This is a genomic window from Rubripirellula tenax, from assembly GCF_007860125.1.
In the GTDB taxonomy this organism is placed as follows: Bacteria; Planctomycetota; Planctomycetia; order Pirellulales; family Pirellulaceae; genus Rubripirellula; species Rubripirellula tenax.
Window position 1 is genome coordinate 393,203 of sequence record NZ_SJPW01000002.1, and the last position, 18,106, is coordinate 411,308.

An 18,106-nucleotide genomic window follows, 5' to 3' on the forward strand; every position below is an offset into this window, starting at 1 on the left:
GCCGAAATTCGCTAGCTCCAAACCAAGTTCCGATTCTTATTCAGGGAAAAAACGCGTCATGTCACGCCTTTTCGATAAACTGAGGGTCGGCATCAATGGCAACGCGTCACTCCCGCCATCCAATTCGGGATCGTTCGTGTTGGGCGAAAACGGCAGCCAAGTATCGCCAGCCGTACCCCCAGCCGATTTTTCACGGCTCGCGGAGACACGTGCTTCTCAACCTATTCTTCCACGACAAATGAACTTCGCCTATTCACCAGGATCGACGCCATTGCCGCGATACACGATTCGTCGTGGGATCGGTGTTGGCGGATTTGGTGAGGTCTATTTCGCAGTCACTGATGCCGGCAAAGAGGTGGCACTGAAGCGAATCCAGCGGAACCTTGAAGTCGAGCTTCGGGGTGTTTCGCACTGCTTGAATTTGAAGCACCCCCACCTCGTGTCCTTGTACGACATTTGCCCAGACGACCAAAATCAGTGGTGGGTCGTGATGGAGTACGTGGCCGGACCGAACCTTCGCGAAGTACTCGACGATTCACCCGACGGTCTGGCAACGGAAGAAGTCAATCGTTGGTTCACCGCGATCGCTAGCGGCGTCGAACATCTGCACTCGGCCGGCTTGGTGCACCGCGACTTGAAACCAGGCAATGTTTTCGATGACAGCGGCATCGTCAAAATCGGCGACTATGGGCTGAGCAAGTTCATTTCGACGTCGCATCGTGGCGGACACACCGAAAGCGTCGGCACCTTTCACTACATGGCGCCGGAGATCGGACGTGGCCAGTACGGTCGCGAGATCGATATCTACGCGATGGGTGTGGTGCTTTACGAACTATTGACGGGCCGAGTTCCGTTTGACGGTGAAAGCTGTCAAGAAATTATCGTCAAGCACATGACGGCGATGCCGGATCTTTCGTCGATCGCCGAACCCTATCGATCAACGATCGCCAAGTGTTTGGAAAAAGATCCAGGCAACCGATTCCATAGCGTGCCCGAAATGATGTCGTCGCTCGGCGTTTCGACCGACCAAGGTTCCTACGCTTCGACACCGCTGGCCGGCATGTTTTCGTCGGATGCTTCGCCTGTGATGGCAACACTGGTGTCGTCGTCCTCCAGTGATTCGCCCCAAAGCGACGCATCGCCTAGTGAAGTTAGTGACGAACCGCTCGCCCGCGCGATCCGACACAGCCTGAATGATCTGAACTTGTGGTGGCGAACGCTAGATCGATCGCCCGGCTCGAAAGCAGCGCTCGTCTTGGTCGCCGGTTTCATCTTGTTGGTCAATACGTCTTGGCTGTTGCCGCTGATGTCCGTGGTTGCCGTCTTTTATGTTCCGTACTACATCGTTCGGCAAATGGTGTTGCACGTTCGCCAACAACCGTCGTACGCCCAGGCTCAGGCATTGGCGACAAGCTCCGGTGCAGCGGTGCGTCCGATGACGCGATCACAACGACGACAATTTTTGCGCAGCGGACTGCGGGCAAAACACTCGATCCACCGCGTCGCTGAATTGAACACGTCTTGGATCGCCGCGATCATGACAGCTGTGGTGCTGGGTGCCGTTGCAGGCGTTGTGGGACTTCGCAGCGGTCCGGTCACTGCGATGACCATCGCCCCGTACCAGTGGATGGCGATCGTGGTCTTGATGGCTTCGTTCGCAATTTTGGGACTTGGCAAGCTTTGGGAACGCGAAGATGGGGAAGGGTTGCCTCGCCGCATCGCCCTAGCCGGAATCGGTGGCGGCGTCGGCGCGGGAGCGTTTGCGATGCATCAATTCCTAATGCTGCCGTTGGATGTGGGGCTGATGCGAGACATTGATGCGTCGGCTTTGCCCCAAGCGTTCTATACCGATGGCGGAATCCCCATGGGGTCGGCCATGATGGCCCACTACGCATTGCTGTTCGCGGTACTGCGTTGGTGGAAACCGGTCGATCCGTTGCGGCGGACGCGCTTGAGTGTCTGGGCGGTTGCCGTTGCGGTGGTCGCCGAATGGGGCGTTCATCAAGTGCTTCCGATCCCGCAACCGATGGGCATGTTGGTTGCCGGTGGGATCGCGATCGCCGTCCAGATGTCGGCGCCTTGGGTGAATCAAAGACAACCGACGCCGACCACCACCACCGCGACACCACCGGTTGCATCGAGCAAAAATCAATCTAGGAGCCTGGCATGAACGCAAAGTTATCACTTCGCCCGGCCATCATTTGGGGCGGATCCACTTGGATTCTGCTGATCATGGTGTCTTCGGCCTGGTCGTCGGAAAAATCATCACCCGCTGCCGTTTCCGGAAGTCCGGTGACGTCGGAACTGTCTGTCGCTCCCCTTGATCACGTCGAGTATCCCGAGGACCGACCGAAATGGATCGACGAAAAACCGTTGCCCGACGAGCATCGAGTCATTGTGGTGTCGATGCCATGGGACACCGCCGAAGAATCGTTGGAAGAACTCAGTTGGATGAAACGGGCGGCCGTGTCTGCCTACGTGAATCGATTGGTGGAGGCCGGCGGCGCGTTCGATTTCTATGATCCCAGTGATGAAGAATTCGAATCGGACCTGATCGCCCGTCAATATGTCGGCACGGTCACTCAGGGTGCGGCGACCAAATACGAAGCGGCCGTCGAGATTCGATTTACCGGTCGCAAGCAAGACGAGATCCGCACGGCTTGGAAGAATATCGAAGTCGGTGGCCGATTGCGTGCCGTTGGCGCTCTTACCGCCTTCGGATTGATCGTGTTGATGGGTACGAGTGGAGTCATTGGAGTCGTCAGCCGAAGATACGCAGTGACGTAAATGGGGAAGAGGCACAAGTCCGATTCTGTTGAGCTAGATTCACCGAAACTTCAGCGACCCAAACGCCTACAGCTCGCACCAATGTGTCTTCCACGGTCGAACTATAAAACACCCACCATCGAATTTTCGATCACTTGAATCTTTCTCTCGTCAGATCCATCGCAGCGGACGAGGTTGTCTACCATTGCGGCGGTCAAAGGCAGGCCTCGTTTCACAACCGTTCCAACGCCCGGCAAAGTGATGTCGGTCTGACAGATCATTCCCGGTCTAAGTTTCGAAACATGAACGGACTTAACGACATGGGAGTCGCGGTTGTCATTGAGACACTGGATTTCCTGAACAAGCTTCGTGCCGAGATTCGGCATCAGCTTTGTGATATGAGAAGTGGTCGCTTCAACAGATAAGCCTCGATTGGTCAGGAAATTCCAATAGAAAACGATCCGAAGAAGAGTGGCTGCCTTTGCTTGTCGATCGGCGTTTGTTTCTAGCCGATCTGCGGCCGGTACGGCCTTTAGCGTATCAACGATCCAGGCCATTCTCGGTAAACGGGAAATGAGCGTCGCTGACTGCTTGCAAATCCAACCAAACAATCGCTTATGTTCGTCGTCGGTGGGATCCAGCGAAAGGAACTTTCGCTTTTGATCGGTGTCTAGCATCGCAATCCCGAGGGTGAATACCCGTGCGGCGACCTTTTCCTCCCATCCGGTCTCGATCGACATCCGTGATGCGAGTTCCTCAAGCGATGCCGCCATTCTTCCTGTATCAACCGGTTGATGCTCTTGCATCTCAATGACGTCCGTCATTAGCTTGATCGCCCCAGCAAACGTACCGCTAAGCAACTCCTTTTCAGCGATCAACAGGTTGTGCTGTTTTTGCGCTGCGTCAATCACAGCCGATATTTCGGTTGTCTTGCACGGCTTGTTTAAAAACCGAAACACCTGACCCTCGTTCAAAGCGTTGATCGCAGTCGTAACATCTTGATTTCCTGTCAACATGACGAACACCGCATCAGGCATCTGCTCTCGCAACAGCTTGATGGTTTCGACACCATTGATCTTTGGCATCTGCATGTCAACGATCACGACCGAAAAGTGCCCTTGTTGCGAAACGGTTTTAAGGGCCATCTCAGCGCCCTCGGCCGTGTGGACAGTATAGTCACATCCCAGATTACGCTTCATTGTGCTAAGAAGCGACGGGTCGTCGTCGACGAATAGTATTTGCTTACTCATGATGGAAATTGCTTGTCTCTTTTCAAGAAATCACTGCGCGGAATAGACGAAAAATTTAGGTAACTCAGTAAGAAGTCGATGTCGTCGGAAGACCACTTAAATCAGGATTTGTGATCAACGGAACTGGGTTGTGATTGGTTTGGGATGGGATCGCGTCTTCCAAAGGAAATCTCGGTATCCGGATGATGAACGTCGTACCAACACCGTCAACGCTCTCGACGTCCATCGTCCCGGAGTGACAGTTGACGATCACGTTGTGGCTAATGGACAGCCCTTGGCCAGTGCCTTTTCCCACTTCCTTTGTTGTAAAGAACGGATCGAAAATTCTCTCTTGAAGCAATTTGGGAATTCCAGTCCCCGAATCACGGATCGCAATGCGGATCCAATCACTTTCAAGTCGCGTCGCAACCGTGATTTTGCCAAGTTCAGAAGATTCTGGCCCGATTTTCTCCGCAATAGCATCCGCAGCATTGACGATCAAATTGATGAACACTTGGCTGATTTCAGCGGGTAAGACGTCGACGGTATGCAAGTCAGCATCGAAGTCAAATTCAATCGTTGCAACGTTTTTCCAGCGACTTCGGGTGATGATCGAGGCTTGATCGATCATCTCGTGAATGTCTGTCGATGATTTTCGGGTTGAGCCCGGATGGGACATGATTTTCATGGCACGAATGATTGAGATCACTCGTGACGACGCATCGGTGGCTTCCTTGATTGCTTCAGGCGTTTGAATGCGAAGATAGTCGTACTTGTATTTTTCTCGCAATTCAGACAGCGTCTTGCGTTCCTCGGACCATTGCAGTTCGCTTTTTTCTAGCAGTGTCACTACATGGTCGGAAAGAGCCAATAGGCGTTCGAAACTGGTTTGCAAAAACTCGACATTGCCAAAGACACATTGCATCGGTGTGTTGATTTCGTGCGCAACGCCAGCGGCGAGTTGTCCTACCGACTCGAGTTTTTGAGCCTGTGACAATTGACTTTCAAGACGCTTGCGATCGGAAATGTCAGTTACGAAAGCAACGACAACCTCTTCACTCTCTAGGACGCTTAAGTGAAGATTTAGACGACACCAATAATCCGTTCCATCACTTCGGCGATGAGCTGTTTCAAAGTTGATCGTTTCCACTTTTCCTGCTAACAAGTCTTCCATCAGTTCCCTTAGATCACTTTCACTGAGTTGGGGTTTGATGTCGAACGGAGACATTGAAAGCAGGGTCTCGCGGTCATAGCCAAGATTTTTGCAAGCTCCATGATTGACTTCGACAAAATTGAATCGTTCTTTCGAAAAAATGTACACTTCGTCGGGCGAATCAAGCACCAGCTTTGCAAGCGATGCAGCACGCTGTTGGGCAAGCTTGGCTTCGGTGACTTCGACATGAACCAACGCGATCGCGTTAATTTCTCGCAACGCGATTCGATTGACGCGGACATGGAACCAGCGTTCTGTTTCACCATGGTGGCAAGGGTACTCATCGACGAAGGAATCGAGTTGACCTGCTGCGATTTGTCGTAGTGCAACGGCGAGGTTCTTTGACTGTTTCCCAAGCGGTCCGTCATCACGGTCGCAAGCATCGAGATAGTTCGCGCCGGTTTCTGTTGACCGTTGGTCACCGGCATTCGTCGCAACGAAATTGCGCCAGCGCTCGTTGACAAACAAGATCATGCCGTCTTGATCAAGAATGCAAATTTCAGCGTCGATTGAATCGAGAATGCGTTCTTGGAAGACTCTTGTTTCGTCGAGCTCGAAGGTCCTTTCAAGTACTTTGGATTCGAGGTCGTCGCGATCCGCCTTAAGCGCAACATGCAGATCGGCGACGATCGCACTTTGCTCGAGATTCTGCCCGATCAGATAGCACAATGAAACGGTTTCGAACAAAACCCAGGCGGCATGTTCGAAGGGGCGCCAAGAAACAACCGCGAATTCACCAAAAACGGATTGGGGCCAAAGATAGCCACGGACAAAGTGATCCAAAACGGTGATCGCAACCGCCGGAAGAAAGACGACCCGGTCACGATAGGCCGAAAGTATCGCCAACGATACGAATATATGGAAGTGAGCCTCGATGCGTCCGCCCATCAGATGGATCAAGAGTGCCGAGTACATCAGTTGGCCAGTTGCGACGGAAAGTCGCGTGATCAGATGACCGGGTAACTTGATAGCGAGGGCGATCGGCAATGCCGTTATAGCGCCACCCAAAAAAATCGCCGCCCAGACATGAAGATGAGTTCGACTGATTTCGCCGTCCCACGAAAGTGGCGATACGAAGAACGCACATAGAACGCCGAAAATCCATTGCACGGACATGATGAACGCAAAAATGCGATCGGTTGTTTTGTGGGTATCTTGAAGCATCCCATCAAACACAGCCTTTGCTGTGACGGGCATGTGCTTTGATCGTTGGTGCAAGAACATCGTTCGATTCCGAAAGATCTTGATCAGTGGGTTAGCGGACATCCGAACGTCGGCGTCGCTAGCAGGGGTGCGGACTCTCCGCGAAGGAGACTCGCAACGGACAAAGAGCCCGGATTTTCAGTGGAGCAGCTGCGTCCGGCAGTAATGCCACCCATGAAGGAAAGCGTTCCATCGGGTCTTACGATCAAGACCGTTCCAGAGTGGGCCATGCCCAGCTTTCTGGCTCGTTCAGAATCGATGTCAACAAAGATCTCAGAATTCGCGAACGACTTAGCCATATCCGTGGTATCCGACTGGATCCAAGATGCCAGACGATTCCGCGGCTTCGATACAAGGAACGTACACTTGGTCGATGCGGGTGCTTCGGCGAGCAATCGTTCAAGCTGTGACAAAGTCGTTCGCGTGCACGGGCACTTCGGATGCATTGCTACGACAATGTGAAGACAGCCCTTATCAGGGACCATGTCTGCCAAGTCGGTTCGTGAGACGCAGACGGCGGACTGTGTTAACGAGACAGGAACAACTTCGGCAAACGAAGACTCGCCGTCGTTACTTGCGGTGTCATGGTCCAACAGCGTCCAGAAACCAAACGAAACGCTCGCGATCCAAGCAAACCCAAAGAGGGCTGCTGTGCGAAAAATTCGACTGTCCGATGCGATCGGAATCGCATCATTGCCCTCTATCATCATATTCATGTGCCCCATGATGTTGACTGTTTTCTTCATGTCGGTTGTGACATCCGATTGAAGAGCACCCGCTATTACATTCGCAAAGTGCTTGCCCCTCCAACGCTGTAACTGTGGGTCAGAGTTGATGGCTTGAGAGAACGTTTTCTTGACTTGACGTCAAAAATTGCGGCCTCAAAGATGCGGCGCCGATTGTCCCGATGCTATGGCCTCTCGCAGTTGCGAGGCTGCGAAGGCTCTCATGCACGTAGACTAGGTATCTCAGCGACACGCGACGGATGCAGCGGTCGAGCATGAGTATTGAACGAAGTCAGGATCTAGGCGGTCACGCCAACGTCGATTTGGATTTACAGATCGAACCCGGACAGAGGGCTGGCGTGAAAAGATCCAGCATACCGTCGCAATCCTTCGGTCAAGCTTAAGTAGGATCGTACTCATTTGCGAAGGCGATGGAGTTCTTGGTGTCCACTTTGTTCTTTGCTGACCTTTTTCTGAACAATATCCGAAGGTTGAGCTGCGGTAGACGACAAGCGACCCGACGGACCACCACTCGTATCCAAACTAGCCGATGGGCTGTGGTGTCTTGGCTTCGACGAGGCCGAGCTTGATGCTGAATGTGCCCCATTCACATGTGAAGGGTATCTTCATGGGCATGATCCCCTGGCGAAAACCGATTCGATGACCAGCTCCAAGAATGACCGTCGGCAAGGCAAGGCTAAGATCGTATTGCTCAAGCCGACCCTTCGCACTGCCGGCGATCATGTTGGTCAGCTCACCTACCGCGTCAATGACGTCATCATCGATCTCCGTATACGCCTGGCCGAGCATTGCGCCGGTCACGTGCATGGCGAGACTCTCATCCAAGCACACAATCACATCACCTGCTATCGAACCGGTAAGTCCGATAGTACCGCTGACGCTGCAGAAGATCTGCTGGTTGCTGGGTACTGCATCGTCCGACGTTACCTCGACATTCAACATCGTCTTAAAGACATCAAACGTCGATTCTTGAAACGCTTTGATCACTTCTAATTTCATGTTTTGCCCCAGTGTGGAGAGTTTACAGACAAGTCGGCTAGGCAGGCACGCTGACGTACTTTTGCAACTTGTTCAGTAATGTTTCCTGTTCGAACGGCTTGACCAAGTAATTACTCGCTCCAGCCTGGATTGCTTGTAGCACTCGACCTTGTTCAGCTTCGGTCGTGATCATGATGACGGGCACTTTGGAGCCCGTCGCACGGATCGCTGTCAGCAACTCCAAACCATTCATGTTCGGCATGTTCCAGTCGGTCAGAACCAATCCGAAAGAATCGCTATTGAATAGTTTAAGCGCTTCCGCACCGTCTGCGGCTTCCACGACGTCCGTGATACTAATCGCATTGAGTGCGCGGACGATGATTTTCCGCATCACGCCGGAATCGTCGACCAGTAAGACTTTTTGACTGCTCATGCCAACTCAAACCCAAAGTGTAAATTTGAAAATAAAATGGTCCGACTGACTAGGTAGACGGTGAGCATCGCAATTTTCGATGCATACATCGAACGGTCTGTCCAACCTAATCAGATTCTCTTCTAAGAAACGTAGCACGCAATCAATGCAAGCTTGTTGGAAACTCGCATGGAGTGCCTTGGAGCGGGCAACGTAGACCGCATCTTCCGGGCAATCGCTACTTCTGGAAATCTCTTTGGATTCGGCTTGCTTTGCCTAAGCGGTGCGGCACATTCATTGCAACAAGTTTGACGACACGTGTTCGCTTACTGGCGGCCTCACGAACGTCACTCCGGTTGGGGGCCTCCTTTTCGTCGGTCGTACATCCGAACCAACGCTCGTTGAATCTTTCAAGCGAGAGTTTGTCTGGTCTGCGAACAACGCTACTCGCCCCATCCAATGCGAGGTCAACCACACACAACTGTATCGTGATACGGGGGTATCCAATGGAATTCGAAGATCCAGAGATCATTCAAGAGTTTGTCGTTGAATCGGCAGAGCACCTTGCGGACATCGAAAACCAACTGCTGACAATTGAGGAAGCCGGTGCCAATATCGATATCGATTTGGTCAACACTGTCTTTCGTGGCGTGCACTCGATCAAAGGTGCGGCCGGATTCTTAGCTCTCACGACAATTAACAAATTGGCACACAGTCTAGAGAACGTGCTAAATCTGATGCGAGAGCGAGCACTTGTTCCGACGACGGCCACGGTGGACGTGATGCTCCGATCGGCCGACCAACTACGCACGCTTCTTGAGAACGTCAGCGAATCGAATTCCGTTGATGTCGGCGACTTCATCGTTGATCTCGATGCAGTTGCAGCAGGAACCTACGGCGAAGAGCAAGAAGTAACTGAAGACGACGAGATCGAAGACGTTGAACTCAACGCAGATGACTCACTTGCCGCAGCTGAGGCTTTGATTGCCGCGATGGAAGCATCGGGAACAACTTGCATTCAGTCCATGCCGACACCAGCGAAAAAGACGAAAAAGCCTGCAGCGAAACGAACATCGACCAAGAAACCAGCGGCGAAAAAGGCAGCGGTTAGCAAGCCAGCACCTAAGAAGGCACCCGCGAGAAAATCCGCAGCCAAAGCGGCTCCCGTAGCATCGTCACTCGCCGCAGGTCCACCGGCCGTCGCCGAGCCTGCGCCCGAAATCGCGTCGCCATCTGCAGTGCCAGCGACGATCCCTGACCCCAAACCCGTTCAAGAACTGGCAGCCGCCACGAAGGTTAACGCAGAGTCGAATATTCGTGTTTCGGTTGAGTCGCTTGATCGTTTGATGAATCTAGCCGGTGAACTGGTGTTGGGTCGAAACCAGCTGTTGCAAACAATCGCAACTGGGGAGACGAGCGGTTTGGAGGCTGTCGCCAACAAGATCAATCAAGTCACCTGCGAGATGCAAGACGCGATCATGCAGACTCGGATGCAGCCGATCGGCAATGTCTTCACTCGGTTTACTCGCGTCGTACGAGACCTAAGTGCCAAGCTAGGCAAGCAATGCCAACTGGATATCCAAGGCAAGGAAGTCGAAGTCGATAAAACGATCGTCGAAGCGATTGCCGACCCGTTGACGCATTTAGTTCGAAATGCGGTAGACCATGGCTTGGAAATGCCAGCCGTTCGCCAAGCGAAGGGAAAGCCATCGCAGGGAAATTTACGGCTGCGTGCATTCCATCAGTCCGGCAAGGTCTGCATTGAAATTTCGGACGATGGCGCCGGAATCAATGTCGATGTCATCAAGTCAAAGGCCGTCGAAAAAGGTTTGATCAGTCAGGATCAGGCGACTTCGATGTCGGATCGCGACGCCTATCGCTTGATCTTTATGCCAGGGTTTTCAACTGCGGAAAAGCTCAGTGACGTCAGTGGACGTGGTGTTGGGATGGACGTGGTGCGAACCAACATTGAACGCCTTGGCGGCACAGTCGAAGTCAGCTCAAAACTGGGTGCGGGAACGAAAATCGAAGTCACCTTGCCGTTGACGCTGGCAATCATCCCATCCTTAATCGTGCGAGCATCTGAAGACCGTTTTGCGATACCTCAGGCGAATATCGTCGAGCTTGTCCGCGTCCGAGGTACCGAGGTAGCCAATCGCATTGGCAGAGTGAAAGATGCGGAGGTGCTACGGTTGCGTGGTAGCTTGCTTCCGCTTGTTCGGCTCGGCGACGTTTTAGTAGTCAAGAATGCAACGAACCTAGAATCTAGCAAAATATCCGACGGCGCCATCAATATTATCGTTGTCGAAACTGGACAACTGCGATACGGAATCATCGTTGACGGCCTTTTCGATTCCGAAGAAATCGTTGTCAAGCCGCTCGGTCACCATCTCAAAAACTGCCGAAGCCTATCGGGAGCTACCATTCTTGGTGACGGACGCGTCGCTTTGATTTTGGATATCTCGGGCATTAGCCAACACGCTGAACTAGGAACATCCAACGATGTTGCTGCATGTGCGGCGGCGGCAGATGCCGAATCCGAAAACGTCGCTGGGGACACTCAACGCTTACTTCTGTTCGACAATTCACCGGGTGAGCAATTTGCCGTACCGATGGGGCTTGTCTCTCGGATCGAGCGAATCAAATTGTCTCAGACTATTCGAGTTGGCGAGCAAATGCTGCTGCAGTATCCAGCGTCGACGCTGCCGTTGCTTTGCCTCGAAGATCATATCGAATCGAAACCGCGAAACGAACAGGATCGACTGTTCGTCGTGGTGTTCGAAACCAATGGTCGAGAAGTCGGATTGGTCGCGCCGATTCTGCATGACGTTCGCAGCGTTACCGCAGTTGTCGATGACACCACGCTTCGTGAACCTGGTGTGATCGGATCATTGGTCATCGACGGTACGGCGACTCGCCTGCTTGACATGTTTGAACTCGTGCTGACCGCACATCCGGATTGGTGTCAACCGAAGAAGGAAGCCGCTGGGGCCGAGGCATTGGTAACAAGAATTCTGCTCGCAGAAGATTCGAAGTTCTTTCGCAACCAAGTCAAAAAGCACCTCGTCGCGAACGGCTATGAAATCACTGAAGCAGACGACGGACAAGAGGCCTGGGAAAAGCTGTCCGCAGATCCCGACGGCTTCGACCTTGTCGTGACCGACATTCAGATGCCGCGAATGGATGGATTCGAGTTTTGTGCGACGCTAAAAGGCGATTCGCGAACGGCCCATGTTCCGGTTATCGCGTTGACTTCGCTAGCCGGCGATGAAGACGTACGAAGAGGACAGGAGTGCGGCGTCGACGATTATCAGGTCAAGATGGACCGAGAGAAACTTCTTGCGGCTGTTGAACGGCTGAAGCCGAAGTCGACATCCGCGAGTCGTCGTCCATTGCAAACGGTTAGCTAATCCAAAAGGAATTTCATCCATGACATCGAACAACTCCACTGCCGTGATCGACGAAACACAGACGACCCAGTATGTCACGTTTTACGTCGGAAAATTGTTAATCGGATTGCCCATCGACCAGGTGCAAGAAATAAATCGTCACTTCGACGTGACCCAGGTCCCGCATGCCGACGCATCGATTCGCGGAGTCATCAATCTGCGTGGCGAGGTCGTCAGCGTCCTCGACTTACCGAAGATACTCGGTTTCGGTCCTGCCGAAGTCACGCGAACCAGTCGCAACGTGATCATCCATCACCTGGGTGAACGGATCGGTTTGATCGTCGATGACATCGCCGACATCCTTCCCATCCCGAAGAACGAAATCCGAATCGCGCCTGCGAATGTCAAAGGCGTCGAGGGAAGGTTCTTTCGTGGTGTCTATACCACCAATACACAGATCGCCGTGATCTTAGATGTCAGCGAAACGCTGGCCACCGACAGCAACGCTTCTCAGACCTAGACGACTTCTGAGCTCGCATTCGCAAGCTTAGCCAACCACCGACCGATTCTATCACCAAACCGAGGGGAAAATGTTAAAACTATCCATCCGAAATAAGTTGATTGCTACGTGCATGCTTTGCGGGATTCTGCCTACACTGCTGATCGGCAGCATGGCATGGAATGCTGGAAATCGCATGGCCGAAAATACTGCGCTCGAATACAAGGTAATTGCGGCCAGTGTTGCCGATAAGATCGATCGGAATTTGTTTGAACGCTACGGGGATGTGCAAGCGTTCGGTCTCAACCACGCCGTACGCGACCAAGGTTCTTGGTACGTGCAAGGCGAAGAAAATCCAATCGTTGCGGCGATGAACGACTACGTCGACACGTACGATATTTACTACCTGACTTTGTTGGTGGATCTTGACGGTAAGTTGATCGCAGTCAATGACAAAGACGCTGACGGATCGCCGATCGATTCAACAGCCGTCTATGACTATGACTTTGGCAACGAGACTTGGTTCCGAGATGCAAAACAGGGGAACTACTATTCGTCATCGGATGGTTCGTTTACGGGCACTGTGGTGGAGCACCTTTATGAAGACAATTTGGTAAAAAGTATTTTCAAGGACGAAGGATTGGCGTTGGGTTTCTCGGCGCCCGTTCGTGGTCCAGACGGCAAAGTAATCGCCTACTGGAAAAACGTTACCAAGTTCGGTTTGGTCGAAGAAATTTTCCAAGCAACCTACGCAGAATTGAAAGAGCGGAACATCGCGTCGGCTGAGCTGACGTTGCTCGACGATGAAGGTAACGTCATCATCGACTACGATCCGACAACAAGCGGATCGACGGAAGTCTCACGCGACATGAAGGTCATTGGCAATCTCAATCTGGTCACCGCTGGTGTCGAAGTCGCTAAGCGAGTTGTGGCGGGTGAAGCAGGATCTACGACGGATGCATTGCATGCTCGTAAGCAAGAGATTCAGTGTGCGGGTTTCGCACCGCTCAAGGGGGCTTTGGGTTTTCCCGGAATGAAATGGAGTGTATTGGTTCGGGTTCATCCATCGGAAGCGCTTGCGGGCGTGAACAGTCTGAAAACGGCTTTGTTAGCCTCGGCCGGTTTCGTGTTCGTTGTTATCACGGGCGGTGCGTTCTTCATCGCTCGCCGATTGACAAGTCCGATCCGATCGACGGTTACGACGCTCACCGGAATGGCAGGCGGCGACTTGACCCAACGGATGACCACTGGATCGGGCGATGAGTTCGACGAAATGGCTCATTCCTTCAACGAGTTCGCTCGCTCGATTGAGTTTGCTATTCAAGGGCTTGCCTGCAACGCTGATAACTTGGATCTCTCGTCGACCGAGTTGGCATCGGTATCGCAAGAGCTGGCAAGCGGTGCCAGCGACGCGACCGGCCAATCGGGAACGGTTGCAGCGGCTGCCGAAGAAATGTCGGTAAACATGAGCAACATTGCTCGATCGACCGAAGAAGTTTCGCGTAATGTGAAGCACGCTGCGAACTCCGTGGTTCAGATGAATGCATCGATCGGTGAAGTTGCCGAGAATGCTGAGCGAGCGGCGTCGGTTGCCGGCAACGCGGCTACTTTGGTTCAACTGAGCGATAAGAAGATCGAAGATCTGGGAAGTGCTGCTGATGAGATCGGTAAGGTCATCCAAGTGATCCAAGATATTGCCGAGCAAACGAACTTGTTGGCATTGAACGCTACTATCGAAGCTGCCCGAGCGGGTGAAGCTGGAAAGGGATTCGCAGTGGTTGCGACCGAGGTCAAGGAATTGGCGAAGCAAACCGCTGCTGCGACAGATGATATTCGTCGACGCGTTGAAGGAATCCAGCACTCGACTGGTGATGCGGTGCACGCGATCCGAGAAATCAGCGAAGTGATCGGAAACGTGAATGAAGTTTCTCGCACCATTGCTGCTGCGGTGGAAGAGCAACGGATCATGAGCCAGCAGATCTCGGATACCGTCAACCAAACGGCATTGGCTGCGGAAACGGTTGCCAAGGGTGTCAGTGAATCGGCAATTGCCAGCGAAGAAATCACCCAGAACATTAGCCGTGTGGATCGTGTTCTCCAATCGACGGCTGCTGGTGCAGCGCAAAGCCGTTCGGCAGGAGACAATTTCTCGAAACTGTCCGGCGAAATGAAGGGACTCATTTCTAAGTTTAAGACGGGTGTGAGCGTCTAACTTCTCGTTAGAAAGCGAAGTCGTCAATGTTGCTCAGCCCTCTCGCGAAGCGGGAGGGCTGAGCAAAGTGGCGGGTAGGAATGGCAATGTCCATTCCGCGCTCGACTCTGCTGCTGTGCCGCAGGAAGGTCGAGCAGGTTGCAAGCGATCGATAAGCCCCTGTGCTTTGCACGGGCTTGTCGAAAGGCAGTGTGAAACAACACTGCAACTCGCGCGAGAGCGAGTCGTCCAAGTCGGTTAGCGAATCCGTTTCAAGTCCTAGTGGTGAACCGATTGGTTCACATTGGTTTCCCAGAGATCATCAGTCCAATGTCAGACAAAATTCGCGTTTTGGTAGTCGACGATTCGACCGTCTTTCGAAAAATCGTACGGGACTCCCTGGCAAGTATCCCCAGTGTCGAAATAGTCGGGCATGCTGAAAACGGCGCAGTCGCGCTGGCAAAGATCGACGAGCTGAAACCGGATCTCGTGACGTTGGATATCGAGATGCCTGACGTCAGCGGGATTGACGTCTTGCGCCAGATCCGGGGCATTAGCCCTACAACAACTGCGATCATGGTAAGCAGTCTGACCGGTACGGGTGCGCGTTCGACGATGCAAGCTCTGGCACTTGGCGCGTTTGACTTTATTTTGAAGCCTTCCGGCGCGGACCTTCAACAAAACATTCAGCAACTTCAATCGGACTTTGCGCCAAAGATCGAAGCGTTGCTTACCAGTCGCCGCCCTCGGATGGGGACCAGCAAAGAGATTCGCCAAGCGTCGCCGACGACACCGATTCCACAGACTCAATTCGAGCCCCAAATTGTAGTCATCGGTACGTCGACCGGCGGCCCCACAGCTTTGACGCGAATGTTGCCGATGCTACCAGCAAACTTCCCGGTTCCAATTCTATTGGTTCAGCACATGCCGCCTATGTTTACAAAAACATTGGCCGACGACTTGAATCGACTATGTAAGATCGAAGTGCGTGAAGCAATCGGCGGCGAACAACCGCAGGCAGGCCAAGTCTTCATCGCGCCCGGTGGAAGGCACATGAAAGCCGTACGTACATCAAGCGGCGTCTATTTGAGAGTTACCGACGACGAACCCGTGCTGAGTTGTCGGCCCTCGGTCGACTATCTCTTTCGATCGGTAGCTAAGGCATACGACCAAATTTTGGCTGTCATCATGACAGGCATGGGTGACGATGGAAGTCGCAGCGTGCAAGAGATGCGGGGCAGTAATTTGAAAGTGATCGCGCAAGACGAAGCAAGCTGCACCGTTTACGGAATGCCGCGTGCCATCGTCGAACAAGGAAACGCGAATATCGTTTGTCCGTTGGACAGCATCGCCGGGGCCATTAACAGAACGGTCGGCAGAGCCGTGCTAACGAAATCAGGGGTGATGTCGTGCAACTAGCAGCAAGTGCAACGGATGTCGAAGCAGTTTCGACTCTTGTTTCCGAATTATGTGGGGTGACTCTGGGCGCTTCGAAAGGCTACTTGATTGAAGCTCGCCTGGGCGAACTTGTCGATCGATTTCATTGCGGCAGCTATCAAGAACTTGCCAATCAAGCACGTTCGTTGATGAACGATGCTTTAAGACGCGAGATCGTCGATAAAATGACGACAAACGAGACTTTGTTCTTTCGTGACCGTTCGCCGTTCGAAGCACTGCAGCACAAAATCATCCCTCACCTGATTGATGCAAAAGAGAAAACGGCTTATCCGACGCGACTTCGCATTTGGTCGGCCGGATGCAGTACCGGTCAAGAACCGTACAGCATCGCGATGACACTTAGCGAGATGATTCCAGATATTCATGACTGGGACATCTCGATCTTCGCTACCGACGTTTCCGATGACGCGATCAAAACCGCGAGCACGGGTGTTTACGCCGCCCACCACGTGGAACGCGGATTGCCATCCCAGTTTCGCGAAAAGTACTTTCAGCCTTCGACGGGCGGATGGCAGGTTACCGATGCGATTCGATCGCTAATCCGGTTTCAGCGGGCGAATCTGCTTGAGCCATTCACCGGATTCGGGCGATTTGATGTCATTTTTTGTCGCAACGTAGCGATCTATTTTACGCCTGAACGCCGAGTCGATTTGTTCAAGCGTTTCGCCGACTCGCTGTCTGCCGACGGCTATCTATTCGTCGGATCGGCCGAGGCACCGAGCGATTTGACGCATCGCTTTTTTCCGGAAGACCATTGTCGATCGACGGTTTATCGCCCCCACGGCAGCACATCGTTGACTTGATCCGACAAGCGGGCTTCTTGGCTGCCTATAATGAAGTCTTTCACATACGAAGGACGGTTGGCGATGAGATTCTTGCTGTTGGTTTCCGTGTTCCTAGGATGGAGTGCTTCGGCGGGGGCTCAGAACTTTGAAATGTTCGAACCCAACGGTTTGGTCGTTGCGGATGTCGAGATTGGTCCCGGACGATTGGTGATGCACGAGTACGCCGGCAGCCGGTTGTACTTCAGTCGCGAACCGTCCTACGATTCGTTTGACGGTCGATTCGTTGGTTACTTTCAATTCGAACTCAACCGGATCCTGCGGTTCCCGCGCGGCGGTTTCGGAGCAATGCAGACGGCGGATCTGGATGATTTCGCGCCGAACTTTCGCATCACCCGTCGGCAGGTTCGCCCGGCCGGTCGCCGACGGGCGGGTCCGATACCCGGTCCAGGCTATGTCGGGCCGGGCTACATCGGTCCCGGTCATATCCATCCCGGTTTGATCGGACCAGGGCCCATTGGGCCGGTGATCATTGGCCCCACCGGATTCGGTCCTTTCGTCCCAACACCAAGTCTTGGCTTTCCGACCGGACCGGCGTTGCCGCAATCGGTCGTGCTTGACTCGCAAACCATCCCCAATCCGCCGCTTTCCCCGGTTGCCGTTCAGTTACGAAACGGCGGGCCTCGCGATATTCAAGTCGGCGTGGTCGACCTGCAGAATCCACCCAAGACACGCGCGGTCCGGATCGCCGCCGGTGGTATCACCACGGTGACTTTGGAACGCGATGCGGGGGCCCGACAAGTTCAGAACATTCGCGTGGTCACGCCGCTGGGCGACTTGGAAACTCGCGAGATCGTGAACGATGTACCACCATCGGTTCGCTACGAGATTGTCGTTCACGAGTGGAAGATTCAGTCGGTCGCCATCGATCGCACCGCGGGCGCCGGTGAAAATCCGATCGAAGACATCAACGTCCACGGCAAGGGAATGGGACGGTTTCCGTTGCCTCCGGGTGACGAACTAAAAGCCGGCAGTATCGATGTCTATCGGGCGGCACGTTCACAGGGTAACCCGGATGCTGTTGCACCCATTCTTGCAGAGGAAGACGACTTCGATTCGGGACCGGACCCGCTTGAACGAGCAATTCTTGAAGCTCAGCAGAATGCCCAACGCGGTCGTTAAACGGGCGAGCGAAAAATGAGTGTCCGCCCCTTTGGGGCGAAGGTTCGCTTGTGGGCGC

Annotated in this window: 13 protein-coding genes; 8 read left to right on the plus strand and 5 right to left on the minus strand. The window is 53.3% G+C overall.

Going from position 1 to position 18,106, the window contains the following annotated elements; genetic code table 11:
- Positions 1–58: 58 nt before the first annotated feature.
- The gene (locus Poly51_RS07235; RefSeq protein WP_246114323.1) at positions 59–2,170 is read left to right on the plus strand and encodes a serine/threonine-protein kinase; all 2,112 of its coding nucleotides are present in this window, start codon (positions 59–61) and stop codon (positions 2,168–2,170) included.
- The gene (locus tag Poly51_RS07240; RefSeq protein ID WP_146455828.1) at positions 2,167–2,787 is read left to right on the plus strand and encodes a hypothetical protein; all 621 of its coding nucleotides are present in this window, start codon (positions 2,167–2,169) and stop codon (positions 2,785–2,787) included. Before Poly51_RS07235 ends, Poly51_RS07240 begins: the two co-directional genes overlap by 4 nt.
- A gap of 101 nt (positions 2,788–2,888) precedes the next feature.
- Here the strand turns inward: Poly51_RS07240 and Poly51_RS07245 are convergent, their stop codons facing one another.
- From Poly51_RS07245 to Poly51_RS07265, 5 genes are all read right to left on the minus strand, one after another.
- Positions 2,889–4,016 carry a response regulator gene (locus Poly51_RS07245; protein WP_146455830.1) on the minus strand — a complete coding sequence of 376 codons (1,128 nt, stop codon included), beginning with the start codon at positions 4,014–4,016 and terminating at the stop codon, positions 2,889–2,891.
- A gap of 64 nt (positions 4,017–4,080) precedes the next feature.
- Positions 4,081–6,432, minus strand: a complete 2,352-nt coding sequence (locus Poly51_RS07250) for a PAS domain-containing sensor histidine kinase (protein ID WP_186775405.1) — start codon at positions 6,430–6,432, stop codon at positions 4,081–4,083.
- A 23-nt stretch (positions 6,433–6,455) separates the two neighbouring features.
- Positions 6,456–7,157, minus strand: coding sequence for a hypothetical protein (locus Poly51_RS07255; protein ID WP_146455834.1), 702 nt, complete (start codon positions 7,155–7,157; stop codon positions 6,456–6,458).
- Between the two features lie 522 nt (positions 7,158–7,679).
- The gene (locus tag Poly51_RS07260) at positions 7,680–8,144 is read right to left on the minus strand and encodes a chemotaxis protein CheX (protein WP_186775406.1); all 465 of its coding nucleotides are present in this window, start codon (positions 8,142–8,144) and stop codon (positions 7,680–7,682) included.
- 49 nt (positions 8,145–8,193) lie between these two features.
- Entirely contained in the window at positions 8,194–8,568 is a 375-nt protein-coding gene (locus Poly51_RS07265; RefSeq protein WP_146455838.1) for a response regulator, read from the minus strand.
- A gap of 485 nt (positions 8,569–9,053) precedes the next feature.
- Here Poly51_RS07265 and Poly51_RS07270 point away from each other — a divergent pair, with 485 nt between their 5' ends.
- The 6 genes from Poly51_RS07270 to Poly51_RS07295 all read left to right on the plus strand — a co-directional run bounded on the left by Poly51_RS07270 (position 9,054) and on the right by Poly51_RS07295 (position 18,048).
- The gene (locus tag Poly51_RS07270) at positions 9,054–11,957 is read left to right on the plus strand and encodes a hybrid sensor histidine kinase/response regulator (protein WP_146455840.1); all 2,904 of its coding nucleotides are present in this window, start codon (positions 9,054–9,056) and stop codon (positions 11,955–11,957) included.
- A 19-nt stretch (positions 11,958–11,976) separates the two neighbouring features.
- Positions 11,977–12,456, plus strand: coding sequence for a chemotaxis protein CheW (locus tag Poly51_RS07275; RefSeq protein WP_146455842.1), 480 nt, complete (start codon positions 11,977–11,979; stop codon positions 12,454–12,456).
- A 70-nt stretch (positions 12,457–12,526) separates the two neighbouring features.
- Positions 12,527–14,647 (plus strand): methyl-accepting chemotaxis protein, encoded by a 2,121-nt coding sequence (locus Poly51_RS07280; protein ID WP_146455844.1) that lies wholly within the window; start codon positions 12,527–12,529, stop codon positions 14,645–14,647.
- Positions 14,648–14,956: 309 nt separating this feature from the next.
- Positions 14,957–16,045, plus strand: coding sequence for a protein-glutamate methylesterase/protein-glutamine glutaminase (locus Poly51_RS07285; RefSeq protein ID WP_146455846.1), 1,089 nt, complete (start codon positions 14,957–14,959; stop codon positions 16,043–16,045).
- 83 nt (positions 16,046–16,128) lie between these two features.
- Positions 16,129–16,887, plus strand: a complete 759-nt coding sequence (locus tag Poly51_RS07290) for a CheR family methyltransferase (protein ID WP_146455848.1) — start codon at positions 16,129–16,131, stop codon at positions 16,885–16,887.
- 30 nt (positions 16,888–16,917) lie between these two features.
- Entirely contained in the window at positions 16,918–18,048 is a 1,131-nt protein-coding gene (locus Poly51_RS07295) for a hypothetical protein (RefSeq protein WP_146455850.1), read from the plus strand.
- The last annotated feature ends 58 nt before the right edge of the window (positions 18,049–18,106 follow it).

Excerpts from the sequence above, each read along its gene's own strand:
- Poly51_RS07235 (WP_246114323.1), top strand. The coding sequence starts at position 59 with ATGTCACGCCTTTTCGATAAACTGAGGGTCGGCATCAATGGCAACGCG.
- Poly51_RS07240 (WP_146455828.1), top strand. The coding sequence starts at position 2,167 with ATGAACGCAAAGTTATCACTTCGCCCGGCCATCATTTGGGGCGGATCC.
- Poly51_RS07245 (WP_146455830.1), bottom strand. The coding sequence starts at position 4,016 with ATGAGTAAGCAAATACTATTCGTCGACGACGACCCGTCGCTTCTTAGC.
- Poly51_RS07250 (WP_186775405.1), bottom strand. The coding sequence starts at position 6,432 with ATGTTCTTGCACCAACGATCAAAGCACATGCCCGTCACAGCAAAGGCT.
- Poly51_RS07255 (WP_146455834.1), bottom strand. The coding sequence starts at position 7,157 with ATGAAGAAAACAGTCAACATCATGGGGCACATGAATATGATGATAGAG.
- Poly51_RS07265 (WP_146455838.1), bottom strand. The coding sequence starts at position 8,568 with ATGAGCAGTCAAAAAGTCTTACTGGTCGACGATTCCGGCGTGATGCGG.
- Poly51_RS07270 (WP_146455840.1), top strand. The coding sequence starts at position 9,054 with ATGGAATTCGAAGATCCAGAGATCATTCAAGAGTTTGTCGTTGAATCG.
- Poly51_RS07275 (WP_146455842.1), top strand. The coding sequence starts at position 11,977 with ATGACATCGAACAACTCCACTGCCGTGATCGACGAAACACAGACGACC.
- Poly51_RS07280 (WP_146455844.1), top strand. The coding sequence starts at position 12,527 with ATGTTAAAACTATCCATCCGAAATAAGTTGATTGCTACGTGCATGCTT.
- Poly51_RS07285 (WP_146455846.1), top strand. The coding sequence starts at position 14,957 with ATGTCAGACAAAATTCGCGTTTTGGTAGTCGACGATTCGACCGTCTTT.
- Poly51_RS07295 (WP_146455850.1), top strand. The coding sequence starts at position 16,918 with ATGAAGTCTTTCACATACGAAGGACGGTTGGCGATGAGATTCTTGCTG.